The sequence below is a fragment of the Sinomonas terricola genome, assembly GCF_034931225.1.
GTDB classification, from domain to species: Bacteria; Actinomycetota; Actinomycetes; order Actinomycetales; family Micrococcaceae; genus Sinomonas; species Sinomonas terricola.
The window spans coordinates 179,503-193,181 of sequence record NZ_JAYGGQ010000009.1 but is presented as its reverse complement, the minus strand read 5'-3'; the positions used below and the strand labels follow the sequence as shown (position 1 = coordinate 193,181).

The 13,679-nt window shown below is 70.6% G+C and carries 11 protein-coding genes; 2 read left to right on the top strand and 9 right to left on the bottom strand.

Annotation, left to right across the window (positions count from 1 at the left end):
- Positions 1-102: 102 nt before the first annotated feature.
- A complete protein-coding gene (locus tag SPF06_RS13045; protein ID WP_323279515.1) occupies positions 103-789 on the bottom strand; it encodes a mechanosensitive ion channel family protein in 687 nt (228 codons plus the stop codon).
- A gap of 256 nt (positions 790-1,045) precedes the next feature.
- Between SPF06_RS13045 and SPF06_RS13040 the strand changes: the two genes are divergently transcribed.
- Positions 1,046-1,885, top strand: coding sequence for an alpha/beta hydrolase (locus SPF06_RS13040; RefSeq protein ID WP_323279514.1), 840 nt, complete (start codon positions 1,046-1,048; stop codon positions 1,883-1,885).
- 82 nt (positions 1,886-1,967) lie between these two features.
- Here SPF06_RS13040 and SPF06_RS13035 read toward each other — a convergent pair whose 3' ends face one another.
- The 5 genes from SPF06_RS13035 to SPF06_RS13015 are packed head-to-tail and all read right to left on the bottom strand — an operon-like array spanning position 1,968 to position 7,996.
- Positions 1,968-3,548, bottom strand: coding sequence for a carboxyl transferase domain-containing protein (locus SPF06_RS13035; protein ID WP_323279512.1), 1,581 nt, complete (start codon positions 3,546-3,548; stop codon positions 1,968-1,970).
- Positions 3,545-4,792 carry a CaiB/BaiF CoA transferase family protein gene (locus SPF06_RS13030; RefSeq protein ID WP_323279510.1) on the bottom strand — a complete coding sequence of 416 codons (1,248 nt, stop codon included), beginning with the start codon at positions 4,790-4,792 and terminating at the stop codon, positions 3,545-3,547. The genes SPF06_RS13035 and SPF06_RS13030 overlap by 4 nt, the downstream gene beginning before the upstream one ends.
- Complete coding sequence (locus SPF06_RS13025; protein ID WP_323279509.1) at positions 4,789-6,270, bottom strand: sodium:solute symporter family protein; 1,482 nt, start codon at positions 6,268-6,270, stop codon at positions 4,789-4,791. The genes SPF06_RS13030 and SPF06_RS13025 overlap by 4 nt, the downstream gene beginning before the upstream one ends.
- On the bottom strand, positions 6,270-6,563 hold the full coding sequence (locus SPF06_RS13020; RefSeq protein ID WP_323279508.1) for a hypothetical protein: 294 nt from the start codon (positions 6,561-6,563) through the stop codon (positions 6,270-6,272). The genes SPF06_RS13025 and SPF06_RS13020 overlap by 1 nt, the downstream gene beginning before the upstream one ends.
- Positions 6,560-7,996, bottom strand: coding sequence for an amidase family protein (locus tag SPF06_RS13015; protein ID WP_323279507.1), 1,437 nt, complete (start codon positions 7,994-7,996; stop codon positions 6,560-6,562). Before SPF06_RS13015 ends, SPF06_RS13020 begins: the two co-directional genes overlap by 4 nt.
- A gap of 185 nt (positions 7,997-8,181) precedes the next feature.
- Here SPF06_RS13015 and SPF06_RS13010 point away from each other — a divergent pair, with 185 nt between their 5' ends.
- Positions 8,182-8,661, top strand: coding sequence for an NYN domain-containing protein (locus tag SPF06_RS13010; RefSeq protein ID WP_323279506.1), 480 nt, complete (start codon positions 8,182-8,184; stop codon positions 8,659-8,661).
- Positions 8,662-8,768: 107 nt separating this feature from the next.
- Here the strand turns inward: SPF06_RS13010 and SPF06_RS13005 are convergent, their stop codons facing one another.
- From SPF06_RS13005 to SPF06_RS12995, 3 genes are all read right to left on the bottom strand, one after another.
- Complete coding sequence (locus SPF06_RS13005; protein ID WP_323279505.1) at positions 8,769-9,737, bottom strand: Lrp/AsnC family transcriptional regulator; 969 nt, start codon at positions 9,735-9,737, stop codon at positions 8,769-8,771.
- A 214-nt stretch (positions 9,738-9,951) separates the two neighbouring features.
- On the bottom strand, positions 9,952-10,395 hold the full coding sequence (locus SPF06_RS13000) for a universal stress protein (RefSeq protein WP_323279504.1): 444 nt from the start codon (positions 10,393-10,395) through the stop codon (positions 9,952-9,954).
- Positions 10,396-10,641: 246 nt separating this feature from the next.
- Positions 10,642-13,554 (bottom strand): FAD-binding and (Fe-S)-binding domain-containing protein, encoded by a 2,913-nt coding sequence (locus SPF06_RS12995; protein WP_323279503.1) that lies wholly within the window; start codon positions 13,552-13,554, stop codon positions 10,642-10,644.
- Positions 13,555-13,679: the final 125 nt, after the last annotated feature.

The following is a 13,679-nucleotide window of genomic DNA, read 5'->3' as shown; positions in this document are numbered from 1 at the left end:
GCCCTGGCACAACACCGTTCCGGGCACTGCACCCCGGCCCCGTCCCCCGGGGGGGGGGGGGGGGGGGCGCCCCCCCCCCGCCCCTCCTCCGCGCTTGCCGGATCAGTACTGGGAACGCGAGTCCGTCGCGGCCTGGCGCTGATCTGCCTCGGTCTCGGCGCGGGAGAGGTAGCCTTCCCAGCGGCGGGACATGGGGCCGATGAGACCGCCGCCGATGCCCACGATGGCGATCCCGGCCACTGTGGCGAGGACGGCGATGAGCACCGGAGTCGTGACGGTGACGGCGATGTCCACCTGGTTGAGCGCCGCGATGACAACCAGAGCTAGGATCGCCACGTACGTGATGGTGCCGAGCACGCGCCCGTACGAGGCGCCCGAGAGCGCACCGGAGACGAGGCCGCGGACGGCGTTGGCAATCGCGGCCGTGACCACGACAATCACGAGTGCGACGACGACCTTGGGCAGGAACGCCACGATCGTGGTCAGGAGCGCGCTGATCGGGTTCGGGCCGAAGACCCCGAACGCGAACTGCAGCACGATGAGCACGATCGCGTAGTAGACGACCTTGACGATGATCTCCGTCGGGTCGATCGAGGACTTCGCGAGCATCTGCTTGAGCCCGCCGCGCTCGACAAGGCGGTCGAAGCCGAGCCGTCGCAGCAGCATCGAGAGGCCCTTGGCGATGAGCCGGGCGATCAGGAGCCCGACGACGAGGATCACGAGGAACAGGACTAGTTTCGGAACGAAATCGGCGATCGTGCTCAGACCGTTCGTCAGCGCTTCTTGCATCTCAAACTCCTTGCGCTATTTCTCCGCCCCCGCGCGACACTGGGGCGTTCGACCCCATGCGACCTCTCGGTCACGGGGCGCTGAGCACTGAGGATCGATCGGCGCCCGCGCCTTGGCCTCGAGCGATCTACATGGGCGAGCCACTGAACGTCGGCGTGCAGATCCCTCAGCGTGCAGCTGGACGGCTGTCGTCACAGATGTGTACGGCGCTGCCGAATGGCTCGAACGTGGTTATCGCCGCCTTAGGGTGTCCGTTGTGACGATCGAGCTGCCCTTTCAGCCCCTGCCGATTGACCAGTCGGATGTCCGCTACCTGCGAGGCCCCGGCTCCTCCGTGCGCCCTGGGGTGCCCGCGGGCACCACGGTCGAACTCGAGTGGACGCGGAGCACGGTCTATCCGGGCACCTCGCGCAGGGTCTGGGTGCATGTCCCGGCCGCGTACGACCCTGCCGAGCCCGCCTCCGTCATGGTGTTCCAGGACGGGTGGTGGTACCTCGACCCGGACGGGGAAGTCAGGGCCGGGATCGTCCTCGACAATCTCGTACACAGCGGCGAGATCCCGCCAATGATCGGGATCTTCGTCGACCCGGGGGTCTTCTTCGGCGCGAATCAGCCGAAGAACCGCAACACCGAATACGACGCTTTCGACAACAGCTACGCCACTTTTCTGGCGACAGAAATCATCCCGCAGGTCGTGGAACGCTACAGCCTCTCCGACGACCCCGACGCGTGGGGAATCTGCGGCGGCAGCAGCGGCGGCAACTGCGCGTTCACCGCAGCATGGCTGCGCCCCGACAGGTTCCGCCGCGTCATCGGATTCCTCTCGAGCTTCGCGCAGATGCCCGGCGGCAACCCCTATCCAGAGCTCATCCCGGCCACGCCCGCCAAGCCGCTTCGCATCTTCCTGCAGGCCGGGCACCGCGACCTGCGCTGGAACGAGCCTCAAGGGAACTGGCTTTCCAACAACCTCCGCGTCGCAGCAGCCCTCGCCGAGGCCGGCTACGACTTCCGGCTCGTCCTCGGCGACGGCGGCCATAGCCCCAACCACGCGGGCGCCTTGCTCCCCGACGCGCTCCGCTGGCTCTGGAGGCCATGAAGCAGCTCCTTGTCACTGCGATGCCGGGGGCATGCGCCCACGACGCGAACCGCCGATGAGCTCTCCGGACGAGTGCCTACGCCTATCCCTGCGCCGCGAGCTGACGCGCGACCGCGAGGGCCACGGCCACCGGGAGCTCCGCGTCTTCGGGCACGAGCTCATGCACGTACCCGTCCTCGAAGAGCTCTCGGGCGCTGATCCGCTGAGCTGCGCTGAGCTCGGGCGCGCGCGACGGCACGCCGTGCACGATCACGCTCGCTCCCTCGGGCGGGAGTGGCGCGAGCCATGCGTTCTCCGCCGCGACCGTCCGCGCGGAAGCCGCGAGCGCGAGCGCGCCCCCGCCCGTGCCTTCGCCGAGCAGCACCGCCACCGTGGGGACGCTCAACGCGAGCATGGAGGCGATGCAGTCGGCGATCCCGCCAGCGATGGCCTGTTCCTCGGCCCGCACCGAGAGCTCGGCGCCCGGCGTGTCGATGACCGTCACGAGTGGGAGCCCGAGCGCCTGGGCGAGCCGCATGCCGCGGCGCGCTTGGGCGAGGCCCGCGGCGTTGAGCACGTGCCCCTCGCGCTGGGCCGCGCGGTCCTGTCCGACGACGACGACCGGCCGCCCCTTCCCCGAAGCATCAGCGAGTTCGGCAAGCACGACGGCGGTGCTCGTCGAGCCAGCCCCGCGGCCGGTTCCGCGCAGCCGGACCACGCGCGCGAAGCCCGCGTCGAGAAGTTCGCGGAGCCCCGGCCGCGCGGGCTCGCGGGTTGCGAGGACGGAGTCCCACACCGGTCGCCCGGGCGCGGCGGGTCCCCCCGAGACGGGGCGTGTGGCCACGCGTTGCGCGAGATCTGGCCGCGGGTTGGGTGAGAGGTGGCCACGCGTTGGGCGTGGGGACAGCCCCGCAGAGGCCGACGACGACGCGCGGCGGGCGCCGTCGTCGTCCGTCTCAAGCGCCGGCGCGCCCAGGATCCCCAGCACCTCCCCCGCGAGGCGGCGGAAGCCCGCGGCGTCGAGAACGGCGTCGACCGTTCCATGTTCGAAAAGGTGCTCGGCGGTCTGAACGCCCCGCGGGAAGTCCTCCCCGGTCAGTCCCGCATAGACCTTGGGGCCGAGGAAGCCCACGAGCGCACCAGGCTCGGCCACGGTGACGTGGCCGAGCGAGCCCCACGAGGCGAAGACCCCGCCGGTCGTCGGGTGGCGCAGGTACACGAGGTACGGGAGGCGTCTCGCCGTGAATTCGCCGAGCGCGCGCGTGATGCGGACCATCTGCAGGAACGCGGGCGTTCCCTCCTGCATGCGCGTCCCGCCCGAGGCGGGGCCCGCGACGAGCGGGAGGCCGCGCTGCCCTGCGGCGTCGATCGCGGCGACGATGCGGTCGGCCGTGTTCTTCCCAATCGAGCCGCCGAGAAACCCGAATTCGCTCACGACGACGGCGACGGGCCGGCCCGCGATGCGGCCCTCGCCCGTGAGGACGGCCTCGTCGACGCCGGTCTGGTCGCGCGCGCGCTCGAGGTCCGCGGCGTAAGCGACGGGCGCAGCGGCATGAGAAGGCGCTGCCACGTCCCAGCTGAGGAAGGTTCCCGGGTCGAGGAGTTGCCGCAGGAACTCGATCGCGCCGAGGCGCCGCGACGGCGCGGCGTCGGGGCTCACGCCGAGCTGCGTGGGCGCGCTCACCGAACCTCCGACCCCGCGAGGACGGACCGGCCCTCAACCACGCCGAGCCAGGCGCGCACGCTCTCGTCGTGCTCGCCGAGCCGCGGCGGGGCGGCGTGGTCGAGACGCGTCGTCTCGGTGCCGTTGGGACGGAAGAAGCGCAGCGGCCCGCCGGGCACCTCGATGCGCCCGAGGCTCGAGTGCTCAAGCTCGAGGGCGAGGTGCTGGCTGCGGGTCTGCTCCCACGCGAACACCTCGTCGAGCGAGCGCACGCGCCCGGCCGGGACGCCGGCTTCGCCGAGCTTCGCGAGCAGCTCGTCCGGGCCGAAGGCCGCGAATGCCGACTCGACGGCCCCGACAAGCTCGGCCCGATGCTGGACGCGCGTCGCGTTGTCCCCCCAGCGGGGATCGGCCGCGTCGAGGCCGAACGCGCCCGCGAAGCGGGCCCAGAGCCCCTCCGAGCCCACCGCGATCTGCACAGCGCCGCCCGCGCAGCGGAACAGGCCGTACGGCGCGATCGAGGGGTGGTGGTTGCCCTGGGCGGCAGGCACCTGCCCGCCCACGGTCCACCGCGTGCCCTGGAACGCGAGCACGCTCACGATCGAGGAAAGCAGCGACGTCCGCACAACCTGCCCACGGCCCGTCGTCTCGCGTTCGAGGAGCGCCGCGAGCACCCCGTACGCGCCGTGGATCCCGGCGAGGAGGTCGCCGATCGGCACGCCGACGCGCTGCGGATCGTCCGGCCCGGACCCGGTGAGGGACATGAGGCCGGCCTCGCCCTGCGCGATCTGGTCGTAGCCCGCGCGCTGCCCCTCGGGCCCGTCGTGGCCGAACCCGCTGATCGAGAGGACCACGAGGCGCGGGTTGAGCTCCTCAAGCGTTGCGGGGTTGAAGCCGAGGCGGTCGAGCGTGCCCGGCCGGAAGTTCTCCACGAGCACGTCCGCGCGCCGCACGAGCTCGCGCAGCAGCTCCTTGTCCGCGCCATCCTTGAGATCGAGGGTGATGGACTCCTTGTTGCGGTTGCACGAGAGGAAGTACGTAGATTCGCGGCCCTCGCGGCCGTTGGGAGCATCGACGAACGGCGGCCCCCAGCCGCGCGTGTCGTCGCCGCCGTTCGGGTTCTCGACCTTGATGACGCGGGCGCCGAGGTCGCCGAGCATCATGCCCGCGTGGGGTCCGGCGAGCGCGCGGGAGAGGTCGACGACGAGAGTCCCCTCAAGCGGGCCCGCGCTGCCCGCGCGCGGGGCCGAGTGAGCCGGCGTCACGCGCTGGTCCCCTCGACGGCGACGCGACGCGCGGCGAGGCGGGCGCCGTCGTCGTTCGCCTCTTCCGCCTCGGGCGGCACGGGAGGCTGGCCCTTGAAGGCGGCCCGGCGCACGACTTCGGCGACGGCGAGGACGATGAGGTTCGGCGCGAGCGAGATGAGCCCCGAGTCGATGCCGCCCGTCTTGATGCCACCGAACGTGATGACGGCGACCGAGATGGTGCCGGCCAGAATGCCGAGGACCACGGGAATGCCGTGCACGCGCACGCGGCGGGCGTTCGCGAACGCGATCGCGGGGGCGAACTGCGTCAGGCCGCCATAGGTGAGGAGGAGAAGGGACGCGATGTCCGACTTCGCGAGGCCGAACGCGAGCGCGAGCCCGACGGCGATCGCGACGATCACGTGGTTGATGCGGAACCGCAGCTTCGGGTTCTTGACCGAGAGCAGGTTGTGCGAGACGAGGAGCGAGATGCCCATCGCGATGGCGCCTGCGGGGACCATGGCCGCGGCCGCGCCGCCGATCGCGATGACGGCGATGAGCGGCTCGGGCAGGGTATGCTGCGCGACCCCGAGGAGCACGTTGTTTCCCGGCGTCTTGGGCTTGAGGATGAGGATGCCCGCAAGGCCCGTGAGGATCGGGATGAAGAGGCTCAGCTGGTAGATCGCGATCCACGTGAAGTTCTTCCGCAGCACGGCGCTGCTCTTCGCGGCGAGGACCGGGGGCCACAGGTGCGGGAACGTGTTGAAGCCCGCGCCGATGCCGGTCACGATGACCGAGCTGACCCAGAACGTCGAGTCGAGCCCCGGGCGGGAGATCGTGAAGTAGCCCGAGGAGATCGCGTTGACCTTCGAGACGACCTCCGGGACCCCGCCCACGCCCGCGATGACGCCCGCGAGCACGATGATGAGCGCGGCAACCATCGCGAAGTCCTTGAAGACGGCGACGCGCGCGAGGCCGCGGATGCCGGCCCAGATGACGAAGACGACGACGAGGACGCTCGCCACGATCATGCTGTAGCCGCTCGCGTCGGCGCTGCCGGTCGCGAGCTGGACGATGAGGCCGAGGCCCGTGATCTGGAGCTGGAGGTACGGGATGAGGAACACGGCGCCGACGAGCGCCACGGTCTTGCCGAGGGTCCGGCTGCCGAAGCGGTCCTGGAAGAAGTCCGCCATCGTGAGGTAGCCGCGGTGGGCGCCGAGCTGGCGCTGGCGCGGCGTGATGAAGTACTGGAGCGAGCACGCGATCGTGAGGTAGCCGACGGCGAAGAGCGCGGCCACGCCGCCCCCGTACGCGATGCCGGCGAGGCCGAGGAAGCTGAACGTCGTGAGGGACTCGCCGGCCTGGAGGAACCACGTGGTCCAGCGCGGGAGGTTGCGCTTGCCGACGGTCCAGCCTGCGAGCGAGGTCTGCCGGGTGCGGGACCACACGCCGATCGCGCCGATCCCGATGATGCCGACGACGATGAGGACGGGAAGCATCAGTGGCCCTCCCCTTCGTGCGGGTGGGCCTCGAGGCGGGCGAGGCGCGCGGCGTCGAGCGCCTCTTCCGCGGCGTCGAGGGCCGCGCCGCCGTCGCGCAGGTAGCTGCGCTCGACGATCTGGAGGGCGACGACGGTGCCGATGACCATGGCGGCCATCCACACGAACGCGGCCGGGATGCCGAACACGAAGGTCGGCGTGGAGACGAACGGAAGGAACGGGGTGACGACGATGCCGACCACGGGGGTCAGGGCTATCGCGAGCCGTTTGGGGGAGGCGAGGCTGGTGCTCACAGGGCAGCAACTCCTTGGGGACGAACGCGGGGGCGAACGGACGAGCAGGGGGAGAGCTTCTCGAAGGCCGAGGCCAGGCGGAGGAGGCGGGCGTCGCTGCCGCGCGCTCCGACCATCTGGAGGCCGACGGGAAGGCCGGCGGGCGTGAACCCGGCCGGGACCGACAGGGCCGGGAGGCCCAGCGGGGTGAACAGGTAGGGGGCGCGCATCCAGTCGAGGTAGGTCTCGAGCGGGTGGCCCTCGATCTTGCTGGGGTATTCGAGATCGGCGTCGAACGGCGCGACCTGCGACGCGGGGGCGATCACGAGGTCGTAGCGCTCGAAGAACTCGCCGGCCCCGCGGATGAGACGCGTCATGGTCTCCTCCGCGCGCACGATGTCTCGCCCGGTCAGGGCGGCGCCCTCGCGGATGTTCCACGCGAGGAAGTGGTTGAACAGCTCGGGGTCGGCCGCGAGATCGTCGCCCCACGCGGAGTCGAACGCGGCCGCGCGCAGGGTGCGGAAGGACTCGTCGGAGCCATCGAGGTCGAGGCATTCGAGGTCGACGACGGCGCCCGCCTCGGTGAGTGCGCGCGCCTGGGCCTCGACGACGTCGAGCACCGCGCGCTCGACGGGGATCCGGCCGCCGAGCGTCGGGGCGAACGCGATCCGCAGGCCCCGGAGGTCTTCCGGTTCGCCAATGGGGAGGGCAGGCGACGGCGGGAAGTGCGAGAACGGATCGGCCGCGGCCGGGCCAGCCATCACCGAGAAGAGGAGCGCGGCATCCGCTGCCGTGCGGCCCATGGGACCGGCGACGCCGAGCGGGAAGAAGACGTTGTTTCCGTCCGTGTTGGGCACCATCCCCGGGGTGGGGCGGAGCCCGACGACGTTGCAGAACGACGCCGGGTTGCGCAGCGAGCCGCCCATGTCGCTTCCGTCGGCGATCGGCTGGAAGCCCGATGCGAGCGCCGCGGCCGCACCGCCGCTGCTGCCGCCCGCGGACTTCGTGAGGTCGTAGGGGTTGCGGGTCACGCCGAACACGCGGTTGAACGTGTGCGAGCCGGCCGCGTATTCGGGGACGTTCGTCTTGCCTACGCGGATCGCGCCCGCGTCGAGGATGCGCTGGACGTGGAGGTCGCTGACGTCGGGCACGAAGTCTTTCGTGCGGGGGTGGCCGAAGGTCGTGCGCAGGCCGGCGGTGAGGGCCGTGTCCTTGAAACTGATCGGGAGGCCGTGCAGCGGCCCGACCGGCTCCCCCGCCATGAGCTTGCGGTCGGCCTCGGCCGCTGCCGCGCGGGCGCCCTCCTCGTCGAGGGTCACGACGGCGTTGACCAGCGGGTTGAGGCGGTCGATCTGGCCGAGATGAGCTTCGAGCACCTCGACGGCGGAGACCTCCCGGGAGCGGAGGAGCGAGGCCAGCTCAACCGCCCCGGTATACACCAACTCGTTCGTCATGGGTCATCTTACCTTTGATTGAGTTCATTTTGAGCCGTATATACGGACTTCAATGGAGACAATGAACCACGATAGTGGCAAGAGTCACATTTGGCCAGAGGGGCGCTGAGAGCGGGTCAGAGTGGTGCTGAACTGAGGCGGCTGCTCGACTCGGGGGCGGCGCTTGTGGCCGATAGGACCGAGAGATGGGGAAGCCGACCGCACGCGTGTACGTCGATGGATTCAATCTCTACCATCGAGCGCTCAAGGGCACCAAGGGCAAGTGGCTTGATCTGGAACAGTTCACTGTGCACAACGTTCGTATGGCCCTGTCTGACCCCGGGGCGATCCCGCGCACTGTCGAAGTCATCAAGACTGAAGAAAAGGGCTCCGATGTGAACCTCGCATCGCATCTCCTACTCGACGCCTGCCAATCGAGAGCGGACTTCTACGCGATCGCAACCAACGACTCGGACCTCGCCGAGCCCATTCGAATGGTCAAGAAGGAACTGGGCAAACCTGTCGGCATCCTGTACCCGTCCGACAGATTGAGCAAGGTACTTCTGGGGTGTCAGCCCGATCTCGTCCGCCAGATCCGTCGCGGATCGGTGTCTGCCTCGCAGTTTCCGGATGTCGTGAAGTTTTCGGACGGCCGCTCCGTCTGCAAGCCCGAGGAGTGGGCTTAAAAAGCTGAGGCCCCGAATCGGGGCCTCGCGGCCAGCCACGAGGTGGCTGGGGTTGTGCCTCCACTATACCCAGTTCGCGGGGCACTGCGTCAAACCGCGAGCCAAGGTTAGCGCGCCGCCATACGGACGCCGCCGCGCTTGTACGCGTGCACGACGAGTGAGCTGCGCAGCGCCAGGGCGCGCGACGCCCACGCGGATGAGGTCACGAAACCGCGGAGGTCGTTGAGGCTCGCAAGCGTCACGTTGGCCATGAGCTGGAACTCCCCCATCGCCATGACGGCGTACCGTACGCCGGGCTCGGCCGCGACGAGCTTCCCGACCTCGGCGACCTCGGTCGGGGACGTGCGGATCCACACCACGGCTTCGATCGGCAGGCCGATGTCGTCCGGCTCGACGATCGCGCGAACGCTCAGGGCCCCGATTTCGAAGAGTGTGCTGAGGCGGCGCCGCACGGCTGGCGCGGAGAGTCCGACGGCGTCGCACAGTTCCGACGTCGGCACGCGCCCGTCCGAGATGAGGAGCGAGACGAGCTTCGCGTCGACGTCGTCGAGCACGATGCTCGCGCTCGGCCGCGTCTGGGGAGGCGCGACCTCCTGGAGCGCCTCGACCTGCGCTTGCGAGATGGGACCAGGGTGCCATTCCGCGACGGTGCGGAAGTACTCCATGACCGGCGAGGCATCGACCTGCACGACGCCGTCGAGGGCCGGCAGTTCCTCGAGGACGAGCGTCGACAGGCGGCCGGGCCGCGCCTGGACCTCCATGATGAGGCGCGTCGGGCCGGTCAGGGCATAGAGGAAGTTGGCATCGGGGTCCGCAGCGAGGGCCTCGGCGATCCCCGCGAGGCGCGCCGGTTCGCACTGCACCTCGACGAGATGGGTCGGGCCGAGCGTCACGAGCCCCGCGACGCGAACGGTCCCGGATTCGAGGAGCGCGATCCCCCGCCGCGTCACGGTCCGGAACGGCTCGCCGAGCACTTCGGCGATCCGCCGCCACGAGGCACGGCCATTGACCTGGAGGGCGGCGACGATCCGCCGGTCCAGCTCGTCCAGTTCGCGTGCGGGCGTCGGCGTGACCACGTACCGATTATGCCGTGCTCGTCAGGCTGGCTTGGCGTTTCCTGAGCGCAGGTCGCCGCGCCCGTTGAACCGTCGAACCGCAGTCCCCTCCTCGTCCAGAAGTCCCCCTCAAGAGGACTTCCTCGCGAGAAGCGCACTGCTGACCGACAGAGAAGGGGCCACGCCCCGCGAGCTCAACCCGCCGAACGTGGCCCCTCGTCGTCGAACGCCTTGCTCAGTCTCCTTCGCCGACCGTGTTCACGATGTACACGTCGCAGTCGGCACCGTGGGCGACGGTGTTCGCGATGCTCCCGAGGATTCGGCCGAGGCCCTGCATGCGCCGATTGCCGACGACGACGAGGCGCGCCTGGACGCGTTCGGCCTCGTCGATGATCGCGTCAGCCGGCTTGCCCCGCGCCGCGATGTAGCTGATCTCTTCCCTGCCCTCCGGCCACGTGAGGTCCGACGCGACCTTCTTGGCCACGCGCTCGGCGAAAGTAGCTCCCGATTCGATCCACTTGTCGCTTCCGACGCCGTACACCTCGGTGCGGTCGTCTTCGAAGGCGCTCACCACGTGGAGCCGCGCTCCGAACGCGATGGCGATCTCCGCGGCTGCCTCGGCAGCACGGAATGCCGTGTCACTGTTGTCGACTCCGACGACGACGATGTTCTCGCGCATCGATTCCTCTTCTCTCGCCACGCATCACAGGTCTGGCGGACGACGGTGTCCGCCCGGGTCCAGCATCCGGAATACCACATCCGCTGCCACTCCTGACTGTATCGGCCAGGGCCGAACCGAGCGAGCGTTACGGCACCCGGGGGCCACTCGGCCAGCGGGATGGCGGGCGAGCGCGGCCGGCTTCACGCGGCTTCCGAGCCGCAGGTCGCCGCGAACGTCACCGTCTGAGAGCCGTCGCCTCGAATATCAGCGTCCTGGGAGGTGCTGCCCCGGCAGCGCCGAGCGCAGCACCTCCGCGAGGTGCACTCCCTCGCGGTCGGTGCCCTGGGCGATCTGCGTGCGGCACGAGAATCCGTCCGCGAGGACGATGGTCTCCTCGGAGGCGGCGCGCACCGCGGGGAAGAGCTCGCGCTCCCCGAGCCGCTGCGAGATCTCGTAGTGGCCCGGCTCGAAGCCCCAGTTCCCCGCGAGGCCGCAGCACCCGCCGCCGACCACCGAGGTGGCCACCCCGAGGCGCTCGAGCACGCGCAGCTCGGGTCCGTACCCATGGGCGCCCTCGCCGAGGGCCTTCTGGTGGCAATGCACCTGGCACACGGCCGCTGCCGGCCCGCCGTCGCCCGCCCCGCCGTGGCCGGTCAGCGAGCGGAAGGGCCACGCCTTGCCGGCGTCGAGGTGCGCGGCGACGAACGTCCCGAAGCCCACGGCGAGCTGCGCGACGTTGGCCGCCCGCGCGTCGTCGGGCAGGAGCTCGGTGATCTCGTGCGTGAGCATCCCGGTACACGAGGGCTCGAGCCCGATGATCGGGCAACCCGCCTCGAGCAGCGGTGCGACGACGTCGAGGGTCTGCCGCAGTGCCCTCTTGGCCTGCCCGAGCTGGCCCGTCGAATGCCATGTGAGGCCACAGCACACCTCCCCCATCGGGATGAGAACGCGGTAGCCCATGGCTTCGAGCACCTCGACGGCGGCGCGGCCTGGCGCGTCGGCGGCGAAGTTCGTGAACGTGTCGGGCCACAGGACGACCGTTTCTCCGGCGTCGCCGGAGCGGCCGACGACGGCGTCCCCGCCGCGCGCTGCCCCGTTCCGTTGGCGGTGCCACGCCGTGAGCGGTTGGGTCGCGAACGTGATCATGCGACGGCGCGGCTCGATCCCGCCAAGCCGCTTTGTCAGCGCCTCGACGGGCCCGAACGATTCGAGCCAGTTGACGGCCCGGACGGCACCGGGAACCTTGCTCAGGAGCCGCACGACATACGGCATCCAGCCCATCGTGAAATGCGCCATGGGCCGCCGGCCCGGGCCGACGAAGGAGAGGAGCCCGCTCCTGTAGTGCCGGTTGAGGAACTCTGCCTTGTACGTGGCCATGTCCACGTTGACGGGACATTCGGCAACGCACGCCTTGCACGAAAGACACAAGTCGAGGGCCTCGAGCGTCTCTCTGGACTTCCAGCCGTCCGTGATCGACTCGCCGCGGAGCATCTCGGCGAGGGAGCGGGCCCGGCCGCGCGTCGAATGCACCTCGTCTCGCGTGACGTGGAACGAGGGGCACATCGCGCCGACGTCGGATCGGCACGCGCCGACGCCCACGCAGCGGTCCACGGCGCTCGCGAAGGACCCGCCGTCGCGCGAGAACGCCTGGACGGCCGCGACGTCGAAGGTCCGCGCCCCGGGCCCGGGCCGGATGCCACGATCGATCGGCTCGGGGTTCACGAGCACGCCCGGGTTGAACACGCCGTCGGGGTCGAAGACCCGCTTGAACTCGGCGAAGGCTCGCAGCGCCGCGGGCGAATAGATCGTCGAGAGCAGCTCGGAGCGGGCGCGGCCATCGCCGTGCTCGCCCGAGACCGAGCCGCCGTAGCGGTGCACGAGCTCCGCGGCGGCATGGATGAACGAGCGGTAGCGTGCCAGGCCGCCCTCCGACGCGAGGTCGAACGAGATGCGGAGGTGCACGCAGCCCTCGCCGAAGTGGCCGAACGGGATCCCGGAGTAGCCGTACTCGTCCATGAGCGCGTACAGGTCGCGGAGGTATTCGGCGAGGCGCGCGGGAGGCACGGCGGAGTCCTCCCAGCCCGGCCAGGCCTCGCCGCCGTCGGGCAGCCTCGTCGCGACCCCCGCGCCGGCCTCGCGGATCGCCCATAGCGCGCGGGCCTCCGGGCCCTCCGGGATGACCGCCGAGTCGACGACGCGATCCGCCACGAGGGCCGCGAGCTCCCCCGCCCGCTGCCGCGCGCCGTCGGCCGTGTCCGCGCCGACCTCGCAGTAGAGCCAGCCGCCCCCGCGCGGGAGCTGGGATCCGGCGTCCTCGCGCCCGGGCCGCATCCGGAGGGCCTCGATGAGATCAGCGCCCATGCCTTCGATCGTGTACACGCCCGGCACCCTGAGCGCGTGTGCCGCGGCCGCGGCCTCGAACGCGTCGGCGAAACCGAGGACGGCGAGCGCCGTGTGCGCGGGCCTGCGCACGAGCCGCACTGTGAGGCGTGTGATGATCCCGCACGTCCCCTCGCTCCCGGCGAAGGCCTTCGCGGCGTCGAAGCCGTTCTCGCTCAGCAGGTGGTGCAGCCCGTAGCCCGAGACCTGCCGCGGGAATTGGCCGAGCTCGGTGCGGAGGACGGCGAGGTTCCGGTTCCGGATCCGCTCGAGCTCGCGCGTCACGCGCTCATCCGACGTCCCGCCCCGCTCGAGCGAGACCTCGCGGCCGTCGGCGAGCATGACCGTCACGGCGACAAGGTTGTCCGCACTGGTCCCCCAGACCACGGAATGCGAGCCGCACGCGTTGTTCGCGACCATGCCGCCGATCGTGCACCGCGAATGGGTCGAGGGGTCCGGCCCGTACGCGAGCCCGAATTCGGCAGTGGCCGCCTGGAGATCGTCACAGACCACGCCGGGCTCGATCGTGGCCGTCATGGCGTCCGGGTCGATCGCGAGGATCCGGTTGAAATGCCGCGACGTGTCGATGACGAGCCCCTCGCCGATCGCATTCCCGGCAACCGAGGTCCCGCCGCCGCGGCACGTCACGGGCCACCCGCGCTCCCGGGCGAGCGCAAGCAGCTCGCGGATCTCCTCGACCGTGGAAGGCTCCGCGACGGCCGCGGGCACGCGACGGTAGATGGACGCGTCCGAGACGTAGGCGGCGCGTGTGGTGAGATCGTCGCGGATCGCCTGCATCGCCGTCCTTTCCTCGGGCCCTCGTCCCAGTCTCGCGGAAGACCTCGGGATACGGGGGCTCGCAGGGCGTTGTCTTCTCGCGCAGGATCCTTGGCCGAGCGCGCACAGTCCCGCCGCGCGCCGCC